Source organism: Pseudomonas khorasanensis (genome assembly GCF_014268505.2).
Classification (GTDB): domain Bacteria; phylum Pseudomonadota; class Gammaproteobacteria; order Pseudomonadales; family Pseudomonadaceae; genus Aquipseudomonas; species Aquipseudomonas khorasanensis.
Map to the genome: position 1 here is coordinate 1,323,613 of NZ_JABWQP020000001.1, position 18,878 is coordinate 1,342,490.

At 62.0% G+C, this 18,878-nt stretch carries 9 protein-coding genes; 8 read left to right on the plus strand and 1 reads right to left on the minus strand.

The window, feature by feature from the left end:
- The first annotated feature begins 62 nt into the window (after nt 1-62).
- The 8 genes from HU727_RS06030 (at nt 63) to HU727_RS06065 (ending at nt 6,261) form a co-directional block, all read left to right on the plus strand.
- The gene (locus HU727_RS06030; RefSeq protein WP_186529148.1) at nt 63-926 is read left to right on the plus strand and encodes a putative selenate ABC transporter substrate-binding protein; all 864 of its coding nucleotides are present in this window, start codon (nt 63-65) and stop codon (nt 924-926) included.
- A complete protein-coding gene (locus HU727_RS06035) occupies nt 923-1,720 on the plus strand; it encodes a phosphonate ABC transporter ATP-binding protein (protein WP_186529155.1) in 798 nt (265 codons plus the stop codon). Before HU727_RS06030 ends, HU727_RS06035 begins: the two co-directional genes overlap by 4 nt.
- Nucleotides 1,714-2,541, plus strand: coding sequence for a PhnE/PtxC family ABC transporter permease (locus HU727_RS06040; RefSeq protein ID WP_186529158.1), 828 nt, complete (start codon nt 1,714-1,716; stop codon nt 2,539-2,541). Before HU727_RS06035 ends, HU727_RS06040 begins: the two co-directional genes overlap by 7 nt.
- Nucleotides 2,538-3,305, plus strand: a complete 768-nt coding sequence (phnE, locus tag HU727_RS06045) for a phosphonate ABC transporter, permease protein PhnE (RefSeq protein WP_186529159.1) — start codon at nt 2,538-2,540, stop codon at nt 3,303-3,305. Before HU727_RS06040 ends, phnE begins: the two co-directional genes overlap by 4 nt.
- 188 nt (nt 3,306-3,493) lie before the next feature.
- Nucleotides 3,494-5,173, plus strand: a complete 1,680-nt coding sequence (locus HU727_RS06050; RefSeq protein WP_186529161.1) for an MFS transporter — start codon at nt 3,494-3,496, stop codon at nt 5,171-5,173.
- Nucleotides 5,174-5,279: 106 nt separating this feature from the next.
- Nucleotides 5,280-5,498 carry a hypothetical protein gene (locus HU727_RS06055; protein ID WP_186529163.1) on the plus strand — a complete coding sequence of 73 codons (219 nt, stop codon included), beginning with the start codon at nt 5,280-5,282 and terminating at the stop codon, nt 5,496-5,498.
- Between the two features lie 294 nt (nt 5,499-5,792).
- Nucleotides 5,793-5,987, plus strand: coding sequence for a type II toxin-antitoxin system RelB family antitoxin (gene relB / locus HU727_RS06060; protein WP_186529165.1), 195 nt, complete (start codon nt 5,793-5,795; stop codon nt 5,985-5,987).
- Complete coding sequence (locus HU727_RS06065) at nt 5,950-6,261, plus strand: type II toxin-antitoxin system RelE/ParE family toxin (RefSeq protein WP_225919777.1); 312 nt, start codon at nt 5,950-5,952, stop codon at nt 6,259-6,261. Before relB ends, HU727_RS06065 begins: the two co-directional genes overlap by 38 nt.
- Before the next feature lie 47 nt (nt 6,262-6,308).
- On the opposite strand, the gene HU727_RS06070 is transcribed toward HU727_RS06065, so the two are convergent.
- A complete protein-coding gene (locus tag HU727_RS06070; RefSeq protein ID WP_186529167.1) occupies nt 6,309-18,797 on the minus strand; it encodes a filamentous hemagglutinin family protein in 12,489 nt (4,162 codons plus the stop codon).
- Between the last annotated feature and the right edge of the window lie 81 nt (nt 18,798-18,878).

Sequence of the window (18,878 nt, forward strand, 5' to 3'; positions counted from 1 at the left end):
ACGGGGCGCGCCGTCGAGTAGCGGCAGCCCTTCGAATTGACGCTTATGAAACGGAGAATTCTATGTTCAAGCGTACCCTCGCCCTCACCGCCGGCCTGGCGCTGTCTTTTTCTGCCTTGATGACGCAAGCCGCCGATGTTTTGCGGGTCAGCGCGATTCCGGACGAAGCCCCGACGGAGCTGCTGCGCAAGTTCGAACCGCTGGGTGCCTATCTGGAAAAGCAGTTGGGCATGAAGGTGCAATTCGTGCCTGTGGCCGACTACCCTGCCGTGGTTGAAGCCCTGGCCACCGATCGCCTCGACATGGCCTGGCTGGGCGGCTTCACTTTTGTGCAGGCACGTTTGAAGACTGACGCGACCACCCCGGTGGTCCCGCTGGTGCAGCGCGAACAGGATGCGCAGTTCACCAGTAAATTCATCACCGCTGACCCGAACGTGAAAAGCCTCGCTGATCTGAAGGGCAAGACCTTTGCCTTCGGCTCGGTGTCGTCCACCTCCGGCAGCCTGATGCCGCGCTATTTCATGCTGAAAAACGACGGCATCAAGCCTGAAGGCTATTTCAGCCGCGTCGCCTACTCCGGTGCCCATGACGCCACTGTCGCCTGGGTGCAGGCTGGCAAGGTCGATGCCGGCGTACTAAACGCCAGTGTCTGGCAGAAACTGGTCGATGCGGGCAAGGTCGACACCAGCAAGGTCAAGGTCTTCGCCACCACGCCAACCTATTTCGATTACAACTGGACCGTGCGCGGCACCCTCGACCCGGCGCTCGCGGCGAAGATAAAAAAAGCGTTCCTCGACCTCGACCCGGCCAATCCCGAGCAGAAGCAGATTCTTGATCTGCAGGCGGCCAGTCGTTTCATCGAAACCAAACCCGAGAACTACAAGGGCATCGAGGAAGCCGCCCGCGCCGCCGAACTGCTGAAATGACCCTGCGCCTCAACCAGGCCAGCCTGCGCCACGCCAATCACGTCGATGCCCTGCGCGGTATCGACGTGCAGATTGGCGCCGGCGAACAGGTCGCGATCATCGGCCCGTCCGGTGCCGGCAAGTCGAGCCTGCTCAATCTGTTGGCGACAGCATTGGAACCCAGCAGCGGCGAAATCGAAGTGCTTGGCGAACGTGCCTGGCATTTGTCGGCCCGCCAGCGTCAGCGCCTGCGTGCGCGCATCGGCTTGGTGCATCAAGCGCCGCCGATACCGCCCCGTCAGCGCGTCGTCACGGCGGTGCTCGCCGGCAAGCTGGGCCAGTGGAGTCTGGGCAAAAGTCTGCTGAATCTGCTGCACCCGCTGGACATCGCTGGCGCCCGCGCGGCTCTGGCGCGGCTGGACCTGGACGACAAATTGTTCGCCCATTGCCAGCAGTTGTCCGGTGGGCAATTGCAGCGCGTCGGTATCGCCCGGGTGCTGTATCAGGCGCCGGAAATACTACTGGCCGACGAGCCGGTCTCGGCGATGGACCCGGTGCTTGCCGGCCACACGCTGTCGATCCTGTCGCGCCACGCTCGCGAACACAACGTCACGCTGGTGGCGAGTCTGCACGCCGTGGATCTGGCGCTGGCGCACTTTCCACGGATCATCGGTTTGCGTGACGGCCGTATTCTCTTCGATTGCCCCTCGGATCAGGTCAGCCGCGAAAAGCTTGATGCGCTGTACGCCAATGAACAGCTGCAATCGCCTACGCTGGCGGTCGCGCCTTTGACTGTGCAGATCCCGCGATGCTGAACACCGATTCACGGGATCCGGCGGCGTGGCCGCGATTGCTGATCACCGTTGTGGCGGTTGCTCTGTTGTGGCCGGGCATCCAACTCAGCGAATTGAATCCGGGCGTACTGTTTCAGGCCGACAGCCAGAGCGAAATGGGTCGCTTCGTGTCAGCATTCTGGCCGCCCGCGCATGATCAAGCGTTTCTGCAATTACTGATTAAAGCCACCCTGCAAACCCTGGCGATCGCCACGGCTGGCATGGCATTGGCCCTTCTCCTGGCGATCCCTGCGAGCCTGCTTGCCAGCCGCGCGCTGTCACTGTCCGCCGCTTCACGGGCCGGCGTTCCGAGCCTGACCGGCCGGTTGCTGCGCTGGCCGATCCGTGGCGTGCTGATTTTCCTGCGCAGCGTGCCGGAGATTGTCTGGGCATTGTTGTTCGTTCGCGCCGTCGGGCTCGGTCCGGCGGCGGGCGTGCTGGCCATCGCCATCACCTACAGCGGCATGCTCGGCAAGGTCTACGCGGAGATCTTCGAATCCACTGATCAGCGCCCGGCGCACGCTTTGTTGCAGGCCGGCAGCGGTCGGCTGGCGGCATTTGCTTACGGCACGCTGCCAAATGTCGCAGCGGAATTGCTCTCCTACACGGTCTATCGCTGGGAGTGCGCGATCCGCGCGTCTGTGGTGATGGGTTTTGTCGGGGCCGGCGGTCTCGGCCAACAGATCGACCTGTCGATCCGTATGTTCGCCGGCGGCGAAGTTGCCAGCATGTTGTTGACGTTTTTGCTGCTGGTGCTGTGCGCCGATCAACTCAGCCGTTTGTTGCGCTGGAGGCTGACATGAAGCGGGTGGCCAACCTGCTGCTGCTCGTCGCCATCGCGGTGGCGGTGGGCGCTTCCTTCACGTATCTGGAACTGGATCTCGGTGAACTGGGCAGCGCCAACAGCCTCAAGCAGATGGGCGCCTACGTGCAGCGTTTTCTCAGCCCTGACCTGAGCGCCGATTACCTGAAAGCCATCGCCCACGGCTCGATGGAAACTCTGGCCATGTCGGCCTTGGGTACCCTGCTCGCGGCGCTGCTCGGCATCGTTCTCGCGCTGCCCGCCGCCGGGCGTTTCGGTTGGCCGCTGCAAAGTGCATCGCGCCTGCTGCTCAACGGCTTGCGGGCGATTCCGGAGCTGGTCTGGGCGGCGCTGATGGTGCTTGCCGCCGGCCTCGGGCCAAATGCCGGCACTCTCGCCCTCGCCCTGCACACCACGGGCGTACTCGGTCGTCTGTTCGCCGAAGCGCTGGAAAACACCCCGCCGCAACCGGCCGAGGCGATCCGCTTGCAGGGCGGCAATCCGATCCTCGCTTTCTGCTACGGCACCCTGCCGAACCTCGCTCCGCAACTGCTTGCGTACTGCCTGTATCGCTGGGAAAACAACATCCGCATGGCCAGCGTGCTGGGTTTTGTCGGCGCGGGCGGCTTGGGACAGATGTTGTATGTCAGCTTGAGTCTGTTCCAGGAAGCCCAGGCCAGCACGGTGATTCTGGCAATGCTGCTGCTGGTGTTTCTGGTCGACTGGTTGAGTGCCTGGAGCCGGCAGCGCTGGGTAAAAGCGTAAGTACGGCGTGGTCGAGTGGATATCTGGCAAAAGCTGATTATGCTTCAGGAAACCTTGCAGCCCTGCGAGGCGGTCAGACTGTGCAAGTTTCACCCGACAGCAATGGCGGCAGATGCCAACGGGCCAGAGTGCGACAGGCAGTAACGGGGGACTCCGGCCTACAACAATAAGCACGACGGAGAACTCCCATGGCCACAATCGACACAGCATCCACCGGCACGCCGCCCCGCAGTGGCGGGATTACCAAGGAGGAGCGCAAGGTCATCTTCGCCTCCTCGCTGGGCACGGTTTTCGAGTGGTACGACTTTTACCTCTACGGCTCTCTGGCCGCGATCATCGCCAAACACTTCTTCGCCGGCGTCAACGAAACCACCGCGTTCATTTTTGCCTTGCTGGCCTTTGCCGCCGGGTTTGCGGTGCGGCCATTCGGCGCCATCGTGTTTGGCCGTCTCGGCGACATGATCGGGCGCAAGCACACCTTTCTGATAACGATCGTGATCATGGGCGTGTCGACGGCGATCGTCGGATTGCTGCCCGGCTACGCGACCATCGGCGTCGCGGCGCCGGTCATTCTGATTACCCTGCGCCTGCTGCAAGGCCTGGCACTGGGCGGTGAGTACGGCGGCGCAGCGACGTACGTGGCCGAGCACGCGCCACGCAATCGGCGCGGCTTTTTCACTTCGTGGATTCAAACCACAGCGACCCTGGGCCTGTTCATGTCGCTGCTGGTGATACTCGCCTGCCGTACGTTGCTGGGCAACGAAGCGTTCGAGGCGTGGGGCTGGCGGATTCCGTTTCTGCTGTCGATCATTCTGCTGGCGGTCTCGGTGTACATCCGCCTGCAACTGAGCGAGTCGCCGGTATTCCAGAAAATGAAGGACGAAGGCAAGACTTCGAAGGCGCCGCTGACCGAATCCTTCGCTCGCTGGGACAACCTCAAAGTAGTGATCATGTCGCTGCTCGGCGGCACTGCCGGGCAAGCCGTGGTCTGGTACACCGGGCAGTTCTATGCACTGTTTTTCCTGCTGCAAACCCTGAAGATCGACGCGCAGACCGCCAACCTGCTGATTGCCGGTTCGCTGATCATCGGCACACCGTTCTTCGTGATTTTCGGCAGCCTGTCCGATCGCATCGGGCGCAAGCCGATCATCATGGCCGGGTGCATTCTCGCCGCGCTGACGTACTTCCCGATCTTCCATGCGCTGACCCAGTACGGAAACCCTGACGTGTTCGTCGCGCAGGAGAAAAACCCGGTCAAGGTGATCGCCAACCCCGACCAGTGCTCGTTCCAGTTCGACCCGGTGGGCAAGGCCAAATTCACCAGCTCCTGCGACCTGGCGAAGACCTTGCTGGCCAAGCGCGCGATCCCCTATGAGAACGTGGCTGCCGAACCGGGCATGGTCGCGCAGGTGCGCATCGGTGACCGGGTTATCGAAAGCTTCGAGGGCAGCGCCCTGCCCGCCGCCGATTTCAAGACTCGCAACGACGCCTTCACCGCGAACCTCGGCGCAGCGCTGAAAGAGGCCGGGTATCCCGAGAAGGCCGATCCGGCGAAAACCAACTATCCGATGATGCTGCTGTTGCTGACCATTTTGGTGATCTACGTGACCATGGTCTATGGCCCGATTGCCGCATGGCTGGTCGAGCTGTTTCCGACCCGCATCCGCTACACCTCGATGTCGCTGCCCTATCACATCGGTAACGGCTGGTTCGGCGGTTTCCTGCCGACCGTGGCGTTTGCCATGGTCGCGGCCACCGGCGATATTTATTACGGCCTGTGGTACCCGATCGTGATTGCAGTCGCGACGGCGATACTCGGCACGTTCTTCCTGCCGGAGACCAAAGACCGCGACATTTTCAAGGACTGAAACGCCGAAGTGCCCTCTCCTGCGGGAGAGGGCCGTGGCGCTGAAAAAATTCGAACGTCTACCGCCGCGCTGTCTCCAATGTTTATCCCAACAGGAGGCCAGCGACATGAATCCCATTGACGATAAAACCCCTAAAGCACCGCCCACCGATGCCGCCGGAAAACCGGTAAACGTCGTCGAGCGCGACCTGCAGGATCGTGACGGTAAAACCGAAGGCGTGGACAAGACCATCACGCCGTCTTCCACCCGGGTCAAGGAACAGGAAGCCGAAGAGCTGCAGCGTAAAGTCGACGAGATCGAGCGCAAGGTGGCGGACGGTCATTGATTAGGGCGTGGCGGTTGTCGCTGCTGTGGGCAAGGCTCAGGGCAGCGACAACAGACTCCATGACTTAGTCGTTCACGCTGATCCATACCCTGGAACCTTTCCTGTCACCCCTAGGGCACGCGGACAATTCTTACAGAATTGAACTACGTACCTGATCGAATTCACGCGTGTCACTAACGAAGCGTCTGACAGATATAAATCGCCTGTCTGGGGATGATGCGTTCTTCGTCCTGCCAGTGACGACAACGAGCCACATCCCCCTTAGACTGCTTTACATTGATCATGGAGGTCATTATGAGCGCTGAACTGTTAACTATCGATTCAGATTTCGACACCGCCGAAGAAGCTGCGAGCTACGACCGTTGGTTTCGTGCGCAAGTGCAAGAAGCGCTTGACGACCCGCGTCCTGCCGTACCCCATGCCGAAGCCATGGTGATGCTCGACCAGATGATTGACGAAAATCGCAGGAAGCGCCGCGCTGCAGGTTAAATGGAGCCGCAAGGCTATTCGTCAACTGGCTGACATTTTTGAATACATCGATCAGTACAACTCCGTTGCTTCGGTTTCATTGCGACGCAAAGCCGGAGCCGCAGCGCAAACGCTTTCTTCCATACCCTATGGCTTCCGGTCTGGCCGGGTGCCCGGCACTCGCGAAATGGTGATTCATCCGAACTACCTGCTGGTTTATCGGGTAAATGGAGAGGTCGACATACTGAGGATACTTCACGCTCGACAAAAATATCCCCTAACCCCTCCAACCTAAAAAAAAGGCGGCCAACCGGCCGCCCAAACGTACTACACGAGAGTCTTTTACAACGTCAGTTGCCCACGCTCCTCCTCGGTCAACTGCTGTTTGGCCTGCTCATCCAGCGCCCCGGCGCCCAATACCTGCACCGGGCTGTCCGGGTTGTACCCTGCCGCTGGCGCTCGACTGGCGCCATCGCGCGAGGGTGCCAGTTGCTCGTTGCCGAAGCTCAGCACCTGCACAGTGAACACCGAGGCCTGATTCTGCCGCGCTGCCGCTTGCTGCTGGCGCGCGACGTCTTCAGCCGCTTGAGTGGCGGATGAGGCGGCGGAACTGGCAGACGTGATCGCGCCAGTGTTCACCGCCGAGACCACCGGCACACCGGTTGCCTTGCCCTGCACCGAAATGTTCGCGGCGTTGACCACCGTCAGCGCGGCAATGTTGACGTTGCCCGACACACGAATCCCCGCCTCGCCGGCATCGATGGTGCCCAGCGGCGCGATGAGATCGATGTCGCCTGGTGCCACTTCGGCAATCGGGTTAAGCGTGGCGATACCCGCGCCGGTGCTTGGCACCGATGGCGACAGGGTCACGTTGCCCCAAGTGTCGTAGACGCGTTTCGGCGGGGTGTACACCACAGTGGTTTTCGAGCCGCGACCGGCGTTGATATCGCCCTCGGCAGACCAGCCGAGAATCGAGCCACCGAACGTGGTCATGATCCGGCTCTGGCCGAGCAGGATGCTGCCCTGCGAGTAGAGCTGAATGTTGCCCGAGCCTTGAGTGACGATCCCCGCCGTCGACGGTGGCGCTGCGCCTTCGATCCCGAACACCTGACCACCGCCCGGGGTGAGCATTTGAATGTCACCGCCGAACAGAGTTTTGACCCCGGCGCCGCCGTACAGCGTGATGTCACCGTCATACCGAATCGGATTACCCGCCACATCAACCGTCGGAAACAGCGCTGCAATGGCATTGCGTCCACGCAGATAACTGCCTTGGCGCGGGCCATCGACATCGTTGTATTCCAGGCCACCTGCGCGCAGTTCAGCGAAGTACACCTGCCGCGCGAAGATCGCTTGCTCGGCACTTGGCAGTGCGGAGAAAAACGCCTGAGCCTGCTCGGCATCACCGCTGAAGCCATAGCCGAGAGTCAGCCAGCTTTGCAGTTCATCAACGTAGGTTTTGACCACTTTGCCCGGTTGGCCGCTGAGTGAGGCATTCGGATTGGCAGTGTTCTGCGGGCTCAGGTAACGCGCGATGAAGCGCGAGTAATCCGGCCCCTGCGCGCCCGCGCCGGCCTGCAATACCACGCTGGCGCCAGGCCGCTGATCCCCGGCCACAAGCGAGCCGAGGCTGGTGATACTGGCGCGATCCTCCATCAGAATGTTGCGCCCGGCATTGATGTCCAGCGTGCCGGGGCCGGCGATATCGAAGCTGCTGTAGAGAATGTCGCGACCTGCCGACACCCGCGATACATCTCGCAGATCATTGTGAATGAACAAGTTACCGTTGGAGGTGATGTCTTCAATACCAGTGCCCATGAGGCCCTGGGGTATGTAAGTTGGCTGTCCCAGATTTGTCCCGGACGCGACAATGTCGCGCCCGGCGATCATCCATACGGGCCCCGCGCCCTCATACCAAGTGCGCTTGGAAATCGTGAAATTCAACGTCTCGCCACTGCGCACGCCTACCAGGTCGCCAGTCAATGCATAAAACCGTGCCGGCTGTGCGACGTCATTCAGGCCCGAGTAGCTGTTGGGACCGAAGGCGAACAACGGATAACGCGTGTTGGCGGCCGATGAAACGCCGTCGCTGCTGTAGTTGGTAGCGACCGGTTTGCCGGCGTTGCTGTTGGCGAACGTATTGAACGCCGGATTGAAGGGCGTGGCGATGGCCAGCGGGCTGGCGCCGGACTGGTTGATTGCATAGCCCCCGGCATAGATAGAGTCAGCCGCGAGGAACTCAAGCTGCCCGGACTTGGAGGGCGCCAGCAATAATGAATAACCGATCAGCGGGCTGTTATTACCGTTGGTGAACGTTGCGGACGGCCCTGCATAAATCGACCCCTGCGCTGCCACCGCGCGCAGAATCGACGGATAGACGAATCGACCATCGGTGGGTGAAGTATTGCGACCGTTGACCACCCCCAGCGAACCATTGAACTCACCGATCTGTGTGCTGGGTGTCAGGTTGCCGCCGGCTGAAAACAGGTCGATGGCGGTGTGGTCGGTCCACAGCGAGAAGCCACTCAGAGTCCCGCCTTGCGCAATGCTGCCGTTGGCGTCGAAAACCGGTGTGGCGTTCATCAAGCTCACGCGACCCGGGTCCGTTGCGCCGCCCAGCACCAGATCACCTCGTGTCTTGATGCTCATGCCCGAGTCACCCGGAATCACCACCAGCCCACCGAAAGCGCTACTGGTGGTCGAGGTGAATGGATCAAGCGTGCGAGTTTCCCGAGCATCATGCAGGGTCGGCAAGCCGCCGTACTGCAATTTGATGCCGCCAAGCGCACCGCCCGCCAATTGCGCCGCACCGCGCAGATTGATCAGTGCGCCTTGCAGATCATGTTTTGGTGCATCGACGCCGAGGGCCGTGGTTTGCAGCAGCGGGTTAAGCGTACCGCCGATGCGAATTTCCATATCACCGCCACCGGTCATTTGCACGCTGCCATTGCTGGCAACTCGACCGGTGCTGCCCACCGCGACGATCAGTCCCTGGCTGCGCGGATTGGTTCTCCTCTCGCCCAAAGGCTTGAGCATGCCCGCATCCTGCCCTGCACGCAGGCTGATATTGCCGCCCCCCAACGTGCCGAAACCGGTGAAGCCCACCAGGTAAGGCTCGGCGCTCATACCGTCAACGGGCATCGGCGGAGTCGCATAGCTGCCGAAGTTGATCCACCAGGCCGTAGGCATATCCGCGCTTGCGGTGCCTTGGCGCCACAGCCAGTTGCCGACCGCCACACTGGGGATTTGCTCGCGGACGCCGCCGACACCCTGATCTTTGGTGCCCACCGAATCCCCGGTTACCGAGCCCCCGGCGTTGATCGTCAAGTTGCCGCCCATTTGCGGATACCAGGCTTGATACAAGCTGTCCGCGCCACCGTTGACCCATTTTTCATAGTCCGCACCCGCCGTGCCCAGTACCGAATTGCTGTCCGAAAGATGCCCGCGTTTCTGGTTGAACAGCGGATCGACGTTGGTGGACTGAGTACCAGCGGTGTACACGCCGAACGGCGAGTCCATGCTCAGGTTGCCGGCGGCGATCAGGTCGAGATCCCCCGTGCCGGTGCGCAGGACGCTGAACATCTGGCTATGAGCTTTGGCGGTTGTGCCCGGATTATTGCCGATACACAGGTCCGGATAGATGTCGCAAAGGATCAGCGCATCTTCAGGCACTGGTTCGTAATCACCCCCCAACCCGCTGCCTGGCGCCCAAACCCAACGCGCCATCGGCTGACAAAGTCCCGGAATCAGATCGCACATGAACAACTGGTCATCGGGCACCGGGTTATACCCCGGCAGATCGTAGGGATTGCCTGGAGCCCAGACCATTGTTCCGGTACCCGTCGTCACGGTCACACCGTAATGAGTATCGGCCAGTCGAAGATTGCCATCAGTCAATACCGGCTTCACCGCGCGGGTGTCCGCCGCCCCAAGATCGGCGCCGGCCACCGCACGCATCGACCAGGAGGCACTGCCCGCGGGCAGCATGCTCGCCACCGCCCAGTTTTTACCTTGTTGTGTGCCATTGAAGGGGCGGAGCTCGATCAAAGACGTGCCGTCGGCCAGTTTCACATCAGTCATGGAAGGAATCAGCGAACCACGCAGCAATGCCAGCGAACCACTTAACTTCACTCCGGAAGTGCTGGGCAAATCGGCATCGTAAACCGCCGGCAACGGCACACCCTTGGGCCAGTTCATGGCTTGCAGATTTGTCGCTTTGTTCAAGCGAATGCCCGCGCCCAAACGGCTGTCCGCCGGCAGCGTCACGCTGTCACTGAGCAACGTCCCTGCCGCATACAGCAGATTGCCGCTGGCATCATGAACGGCCCCGGCCAACACCGTACCAGCGCTGAAGGTATACGCCTCAGCCAACACTGCCTGAGTCGGCAGCAACGTACCGTTAGCCAATACCGCGCCCTGAATCGTCACGTCATAGTTGAGCGTGGCGCCGACCGGGAATTGCGTCCCTTCAGCCAGCGCAACACCGCTGCCCGGTACGATCAGATCGCCACCGAATGGCTGCACACCAGCAATCAATTTCCAGCCAGCGTCATCCTGTGTTTCCGGTGGCGGCGCGAAGCCGTCGTTGATGCTGCCGTAGATGTCGAGATTGCCTCCGGCGCGAATCACCAGGCTACCGGCCTCACCAGAGCCATACACCGACGGGTTCAAGCGCGTGTGCGGATTGAGGCTTGCGTAGCGATAACCGGACAAGTCCAGATCACCCTCCACCACCAGGTCGCCGTCGGCGGTTTTGCTGGCGATTTCCACGCCGGGGCGCAGATGGAATGCATCGGCGTAAGTGGCGTTGTTCAGCCCGGCGAGTTTGCGTTGCAGCAGATCGTTGTTGCCCAGCGCGGCATTGATGAAGCTGTCGCTGTCACCATGAATACGATCGAGCATGGCTTGATCGATCACTTGATACGGTCGGCCACTGACCGCCTGATCGACGCCATCACGGGCATCGGTGTAGCGGCGAGTACCATTGAGGCCAATGGAGCGAGCGCCCTGAATGGTCAACCCACCGCTAGCGTCGATGGCGATGTCATTGCTGCCCAGACGCGGCGCGTTCAGCTCCAGGGTGCCGCGCAGCATTCCATCGTTTTGCCCTGCCAGATAGCCTGGCACTGCATCGGTGCCGTGACGCAGATCGATCCGCGCGCCAGATGCCAGCGTGAGCACGCCGTCGCCGGAGTTGAGTTCAACCATGGCGCGGTTCGGCGCATCGATGATCTTCCCGTAGCTGTCGACGCGCAGCACGCGACCGTGGGCGTCGAGCACGCTATTGCCGGCCAGGGTCAAACCGTTTTTCGCCGACAGACGAATGCTGCCGACGCGCTCGCCACTGGCGTCGATCAGACCGGCCACGGTCAGGCTGCCATTGTCCACCGAAACGTTGACTTCACTGGCCTTGAGGCCATCGCCGATCAGCAGACTGCCTTGCTTGAGCTGCAAGCTGCGGCTGCCGAACACTTGCCCGGCGTTCAGGCGCTGATTGAGCGCGGCGAACTGCGCGGTGGCATCCCCGCCGAGATTTTGCGCGCGGATGTCCACGCCACCAGACTTGTACGGCACCAGCGTGCCGCCAGCATCGTAATAACCGCTGCTGCCGCCGAGGATTTCACCCTGCAAATCGACTGTCCCGGCAGCGCCGGCCAGCGCGGTGGCCGTGAGGTTGCCGGCCTGATTATTCTTCGCCGACAGATCAATCCGCGAGCCCGCCGCCTGACGAATATTGCCGTTGGCGCTGTACAGCGACACGTCGCCGCCCCAGCTGTATTTGCTCACATCGTTGAAGGGCAGCGTACGCCCGGCCATGTCCAGCACCGCAGCGCTGCCGAGGGTCAGGTCGCCTTCGGACTTCACCGTCAGCTTGCCGCTGGCCAATGCAATGCGGCTGTCGAGGACAATATTGCGCGCCTCAAGACTCAACTCGGCACCCAAAGCGTTCGCCGCCCCTGCAGCCCCGCCATTGCTGAGCGTGAGGTTGTTGCCGGCCTTGAGCGAACTCACCGACGCGGCTTCACCGGTCAGCAACGGTGTACGCAGATTCAGGTTACCGCCGCTGTAGCTGTAACCCTTGAGCGGATCGTAAGCGCCCTGCTCCTGATACACCGCCAGGCTGCCCTTGTGATTGGCGGTAATGCGCTCGCTGGCCGTCAGGTTGACGTTGGCAAAACCCAAGGCCAGACGATTGTTCTGGTCCATCCCGCTCGCTTGCGGCATCGGGCCGTAACCCAATTCGATGCGTTGCGCCTGAATGTCCAAGGTGCCGCTGCCCGTGCCGGCGCCATCAGTGATGACGCCGGCCGGACTTTGCGTGGCGCCATTCCAGATCAGATTGGCGGTGCGGATGCTCGCCACGTCGTTGGCATCGCCCAGCCCGTAGATCGCCGGGGTGGCCAGCACCAGGTTCTGCAGCTTGCTCTGGCCGGTCTGCGGATCAAGCGTGTCGAGGCTGACGCTGCCGAAGAAATTGAAGGCGTCGCGGGTGGTCAGGCTCAGGGTTTCCAGCGCCGGCGCGCCATATTGCGTATCACCACGCAGCAGGCGATTGAGCACGTTCTGATTCAGGGTCAGGCCAGTCGGTACGCGACTGCCTGCCGCTGCCAGCGCCTCGGCACTGCCGGCGTTGACCGAGCCGACCGATAGCGCAAGGTGACGCGTGCCGAAGCGCACCGCTTCGTCGAGTTCGAATTGATTATCCGTGGCAGCCGTCAGACTGCCGTCCGAATAAAGGATTGCTGGATTGCTGCACACAGCCGTTGTGCAGACACCGATGCGGATGCTGCCGCCGCCGGAAATACCGCTGGCCGCTGTCGGCGCCAGAACGTGGGTCCAGCCGTTGGAAGCGAGCAACAGGCTGGATTGCTCAGGCTGATAGAAATAGCCGGCCGTGGAGTCGTAGGCCACATCGCCACGCCCCAGTGTATTGATCCCCGCCCCCGCTTCGACCGTGATTCCACCAAGGGTCGACGTGGTGCGCAACAAGACTTCCGGCGCCGACAGGATGGCCCCTTCACGCAGAACAATATCGGTGCTGGTGCCGACGAAACCGATGATGTTGGCCGAGTTGCTGTAGACGACTTTCGGCATCGCACCAATGCTCAGGCGTCCGGCATTGAGGTTGTTGAGCGTGTCAGCGTAGACCGACACGCCATTGAAGTCAGCCGTTGGTGCATGTCCTGCGCCGAGGATTTCAAAGTTCGCGCCAGCGTTGCCCCCGCGCAGCACAGCGGTGCCGGTAACGCCGCCATCGGCGGCCTTGAACAGCGCCTGCCCGTTGAACTGCAAAGCAATGTCTTGTTCGCCACCGGCGCTCAGACGCAAGTCCAGCGTCTTGCCGTCCATGGGCGCCAGCGCACGCGGCACGCCCCGTCGTGCGGCATCGCTGTCAATGAATTGGGTCAGGCTGGTTTCGTTGTATTGCGAGTAGCGGCGCAAAACATCGGCCGAGGTCAAGATTACCTGACTGGCGAGGCTGTCACGCAAACCGGTATTGGCAATCGACATCTGCCCGCTGCTGGTCCAGGACCCGTTACGCAGTTGCAGCGCACGCGTCGTCCCGCTCGGCATCGCCTGACCGTTGACTTCAACCCGGAACGCCCCCGGCAACAGGGCGAAATTGGAGGGCAGCAAGGTATAGGTGCCGGCTGCGAGACCGGGCACGCCCGCGCCTACGGTGATTTGCTGGCCGACACGGGGATCCACCGCTGCGGCCTCTGCCAACACCGGCGCGTAGACGCTCTGATTGCCCGGCACGATGGCGTAGACCGGATTGCTCGCCAACCCCGGCAAGCTGAAGCTGCCGTCGGCGGCGTTGCGTACCAGCGGATTCAGACGGGCATCGGTGGAGCCGCCGCGCCCGGAAACGAAACCGGCGCCGCGAAGGTCACCGCCACCGGACAGATCAATGGTCGCGCCACTCTGGACATCGATGTATTGCGAGTTGACGACCACGCCATTGGTTTCGCCAGTGATGCCATTCAAGACGACCGACTTGTCGTTGTAGCGATAATCGATGCCGTCCGTGGTGCCGCCGTAAGGCATGACCAGCCCGGCGGCGCTGACCGACGTCACGCTGCCCGGCAACAGGCGCACCTCGCTTGTGGTGGTCAGGAGATCGTCACCCAGGGTAATCAGGCCCAACGGTGCACGGATCACTCCGCCTTGCTCGATGGTGCCCGCGGTCAGGCTCAAACTGCCGAATACCGAGTAAGGCACCGCCGCAGGTGCTGCGCCGCGACCGCTGATCCGCAGGGTGTGTTCGCTTGCCCGGTCGGCGCCCTGATAGCCGGCGCGAACGTCAGCCTGGACGCCCGTGGCGGGGTAGATTTGCGCAGCTCCGAGATTCAAGTCACCCGGGGTCCACAGGCGGGTTTTTTCGGCACGGTCATTGGGTGCGAGGAAGCGCAAGTCACCGCTGCTGTCGAGGGACACCAAGCCAAATGCCCGGCGACTGTATGCAACGGCAGGCTCTTGCGATTGCAAGATCGCACCCTGCGTACCGAACGATATCCCGTTGCCCACATCAAGCAGGCTCGCCGATGCATTGAACGATGCCTGCGACAGTCGGGTCGTGGGGTTGAGCGTCACCCGTGGCCGCGTCATGGTGGGCGCTTCAAAGTAAGTACCGACACCGGACATACGCAGGTACGGCGCGCTCAGATCGATACGTGCCGTATCCGTTGAAGTTTCCGTCAGCGCGAGCGCGCCGGCATACAGATTGAGGCTCTGGTTCATGTGCAAATTGACGTCACCGTCAAACGACAGCAAGCCGTTGCTCAGCAGGCTCAGGTTGTCGAAGCCGCCGGTCATCAGATGCTCCGCGCTCAAGTTTGCGCGACCATAGCTCAGGCCATCAGCGCCCTCGCCCGGTCGTAGATTCGCAGCAAGGGGTTCCGACAAAGCCTGACTGATGACCATTTCCCGCGGCGCACGCACCGCATTGCTTGCCGAGTCCATGTACAGCGGGGTTTCAAGCGCGAGTTCCAGACGCCCACCTGCAGCGCCGACACCTCCGGACGCCGCACGCAAGTTGCCCTCTACGAACAAGCCGTTATAGGAACTCAGGCTGATGCGCCCGCCATCCGTCGCGACGCGTGTTGGTCCTTGGCCGGCGATATCGACAACAGCTTCGGTGCCGGACGCATCGAATCGGGCCCCTTGACGAACGATGACATACGCATCGGCCGCTGTGGCCGTCGCCAGTTTGGCGTCTATTTCGCCGCCGATGATGATGCTGCCGCCCTTGCCGACCTGACCGTAAGTGCGCCCCAAGACATCAATGGCCGTATTGGCGCGCCCGGCAACATCCAGTACGGCCTGCTCGCCGATCCAGATCGAACGGTTGTGCGCATTCGAATCCGCCACTTGATTGGAGGTAGCCGGTTTGATCGAACCGAACTGTTGCTGACGAATATCGATCGTCCCGCCCCAGGCATTCAGCTCGCCCTCGACCGTGATCTGCCCGGCGCCTCGCAACTTGATGCTCTGCCCCGGATCGACACTGATGCGCGAACCACGGCCCAGGGCCAACGTGCTGTTGGCGGCATCGGTCAAACCAATCAGAGTGGCCCCGCCTTGCAGCGTCAGGCTGGCGCCGCTGCGCTGGGTCAGCACGCCCTTGGTCGGGTTTTCCTGGAACAGCGTCGGCGTCCACAACTCGAGCGCCGTTTGCGGGTCGACACCACTGACCTGATTGGGCGCAGCATCACCAAAACGGTACACCGGCATGTTCACATCAATCACGGTGTTATCGGCAACGTCCAGCCCGCTCAGACCGATCAGGTTGTAAGCGGAAAAACCCTTGTTGAACAGATCACCGGACAGTTGCAGCGTATTGTCTGCCAGCACCTTGTCAGCCTGACCGACCAGTATTTTGTTGGCCTGCACCGTCAGCGTGCCGCCACCCGTTACACCATAGCCACGCAGTTCACCTCCAAGGTTGAGATGAGATTTACCGGGCGCCGAAATTGCACTGGACTCCAGCGTCAGGTCACCGCCCTTGCCGCCTCGGGTCTTGCCGTTGGCCAATAGGGCACCGCCGGAAGACACATCCAGCAGGCTGCCCGCGCCGATGTCGATATCACCGCTGCTGCGGATCGACAGCAGACCGCCATTGAGATACGCCAGATTGGCGCCATCGTCCGGGTTGGAGCGCAGGTTGCTCCACACGCCACGGGCATCCAGCCGTACTCCTTCGGCCACGTTTACTTGCGTCGCCTTGTCGGCCTTGGCCGTGAGCCGAGTGTCGGTGCTGGTGCTGCTGACGTACTGATTGAGCACATTGCCCAGCCGCAGGCTGCCGCCACGCGCGGTCAGGTCGGCGCCGATCTGTACGTCGGGGGCATACAGGGTGATGTCGCCACCGTTATCGACCGTGAGTGCGCCATCGACTGCGACCTGATCCCTGGCCGCGACTTTGATCGCTCCAAGGCGGAAACCATTGAGTTGATCGCTATCGAGAAACAGGTTGCCCTTGCGTGCATTGGACACCGCACCGGCCAGGTCAAGATCATTGCCAGCGAGCGGACGCTCGCCGCCGATCTGCACTTGGTCCAGCGTCGGATCGAGCGTGTACAACAAGCCACTCGCCGCCGCGACATAGGTCGGGTCGTAGCTGCCGACGATCAACTGCGCACGACGCGCCAACGCTGTCTGACTTTGTTCATAACCATCCAGCACCGGTTTCGGCGCCTGATTCTGCCGTTCGCCCTGATACACCTCGCCAATCATTTGCCCGTCGAGCACAGCATTGGCGGTGGCGATCACCAGTTGCCCGGCGTCGCGGCCGACGGTGTAACCCGACTCGAAACGCGAGCGCGGGGCGATCAGCGGATTGTAGAAATAGTTCGTCTGGCCCCAGCGTTCGCTGCTGTCTTCATAGCCTTTGTACAGCCCGGTATAGAGCAGATCACCCGGCGCGCGCGACACTTCGTATAACTTGCCGTCGGCGCCCCGCAGCCAGCTCTGGCGGATTTCGCCGCTCTGCACATCGAGGGTGCCGCCGGACAGATTGATCAGCGAGCCCTTTTGCGTGACCACATCGTTGCCGGCAAAACTCACCGTGCCGCCCTGGGCCATCCACTCGCCGACGCTGTGCCCTTGCGTGCCGAGGTAACCGCCGACTTCGAGCAAACCGCCCGCCGTGTACCAGCGATCCGTGGCATAGCCGTTGGTGCCGGCCGGCACGTAAACCAGCTCACGCACATCGACCCAGATGTCGTTGCTGTTGAGCGCGCCTTTTTCGCGGTTGACCGACGCGTCGCGCTGCTCGTTGCCCTGCACGTTGATCTTGATGTTGTTGTTTTCCATCGCCACTTTGACGCCTAGGGCACCGGACACATCAATCATCGCGCCGTCACGCACCAGACTGCGGCGCTGTGCGCTGACCGCGACCTGACCGCCAGTGGCCAGGGTAATTGAGCCGCTCTGGAACTCGACGCTGCCGCCGCTCTGGATCTCGATGCGCGACTGGTCGCCTCGGATGCGGTTGTTGGCGTTGACGCCGGTCAGTGCCGCGTCACGCTGACTGCCGAGCGCTGTAAGGTCGCTGCTGTCGAGCATGATCGCCGTGGCGCTGCCCTGCCCCAGTGTGACGCTGCCGTTGTCGTCGGTGCTCGGGTTGGACAAATGAATCGTGCCGCGCGTAGACACTGAGGTGCTGGCGAGCAACACGCCGTTCTGCACCACTTCGTGACCGGCCAGAGTGATGTCGCCAGTGGCGGACTGAATCAGTCCGTTGTTGCTGACTTTGCCGGCAACGGCCCCGGCCTTGAAGCCCGGCGTGACCTCGCTGCCGAAGGTCGTTGAAAAGGCATTACCCTCAGTGCCCGAGCCTTTGCGGATGTAGAAACGATCGCCGGCGGCCAACACCGTCTGGCCCTTCGGTGTGCTGATGCTGCCGTCGTTCTGCACTTCGTTGCCGAGCAGCAACGCATAGCCACCGGCGTCGGTGGAGACTGCCGGTTTGTGCGTCTCGATCGACGCGCCGCGTTCCACCAGCACCTTGCCAGCCGCATCGGTGAACGTCGGCTGGGTGCCGGTGCTGTCGAAGTACAGCCCACGGTCGCGGAACTGGATATCGGTGATATTGGCCGCCGCCGCCACCAGGTTGCGCACGTTGACCTGACTGCTGCCGCTGAACACGATGCCGTTGCGGTTGACCAGCATCACCGTGCCGGCGCCCTTGATCTGACCCTGGATCTGGCTGGCCCGCGCATTCGGATCGTTGACGCGGTTGAGCACCGCCCAGTTTGCTTGCTGAGCGAACTCGACCGTGGTGTTGCGGCCGACGTTGAAGGTTTCCCAATTCAGAATCGCCTTGTCGGCGGTCTGCTCGATCTTCACCGTAGTCTTGCCGTCAGCCTGAGTCTGCTGCGGGCCTTTGGCGTTCTGCCAACCCTGAGCCAGGCTGTTATCGACTTTCAGACCACCCTCGCCCAGACCGTCCGGCACAAACTGCACCGTGCCCAACGCGGCAGCGCGTCCGGCCGCCTGCGCAGCTTGTTGCGCGGCAATCGCAGCGACGGTGTTGTTCAGGGTCTGAATCGAACGCTGCAGCTGCTGATTGGCCTTTTGTTGTTGAGCCAGTGGCGGCGTCATCCCCGGCAAACCGCCCATGCTAGGCCGTGCCGCTGCGCTCTGCTGCGCAGCGCCCTTGGCAGCAAACCAGCCCGAACTGAACGCCGTCTGCGCATGGGCGCTGCCCGCCATCAGACACAACGCCACGGCTTGCGCCAATGGCTTGAGCAGCCACAGCGCCGGATCCGCGGCTTTACGCCTGGCTGACTGAACGTGGGTACGACGGCGGGACGGGCGAGCGAGCATCACTACGAGATCCTTTTTGATTGCCACACTTTGATTGCCACACATGGCCGCAGGCGTGCAAAAACCTGCTGTTACGACCTA

Excerpts from the sequence above, each read along its gene's own strand:
- HU727_RS06030 (WP_186529148.1), top strand. The coding sequence starts at position 63 with ATGTTCAAGCGTACCCTCGCCCTCACCGCCGGCCTGGCGCTGTCTTTT.
- HU727_RS06035 (WP_186529155.1), top strand. The coding sequence starts at position 923 with ATGACCCTGCGCCTCAACCAGGCCAGCCTGCGCCACGCCAATCACGTC.
- HU727_RS06040 (WP_186529158.1), top strand. The coding sequence starts at position 1,714 with ATGCTGAACACCGATTCACGGGATCCGGCGGCGTGGCCGCGATTGCTG.
- phnE (WP_186529159.1), top strand. The coding sequence starts at position 2,538 with ATGAAGCGGGTGGCCAACCTGCTGCTGCTCGTCGCCATCGCGGTGGCG.
- HU727_RS06050 (WP_186529161.1), top strand. The coding sequence starts at position 3,494 with ATGGCCACAATCGACACAGCATCCACCGGCACGCCGCCCCGCAGTGGC.
- HU727_RS06055 (WP_186529163.1), top strand. The coding sequence starts at position 5,280 with ATGAATCCCATTGACGATAAAACCCCTAAAGCACCGCCCACCGATGCC.
- relB (WP_186529165.1), top strand. The coding sequence starts at position 5,793 with ATGAGCGCTGAACTGTTAACTATCGATTCAGATTTCGACACCGCCGAA.
- HU727_RS06070 (WP_186529167.1), bottom strand. The coding sequence starts at position 18,797 with ATGCTCGCTCGCCCGTCCCGCCGTCGTACCCACGTTCAGTCAGCCAGG.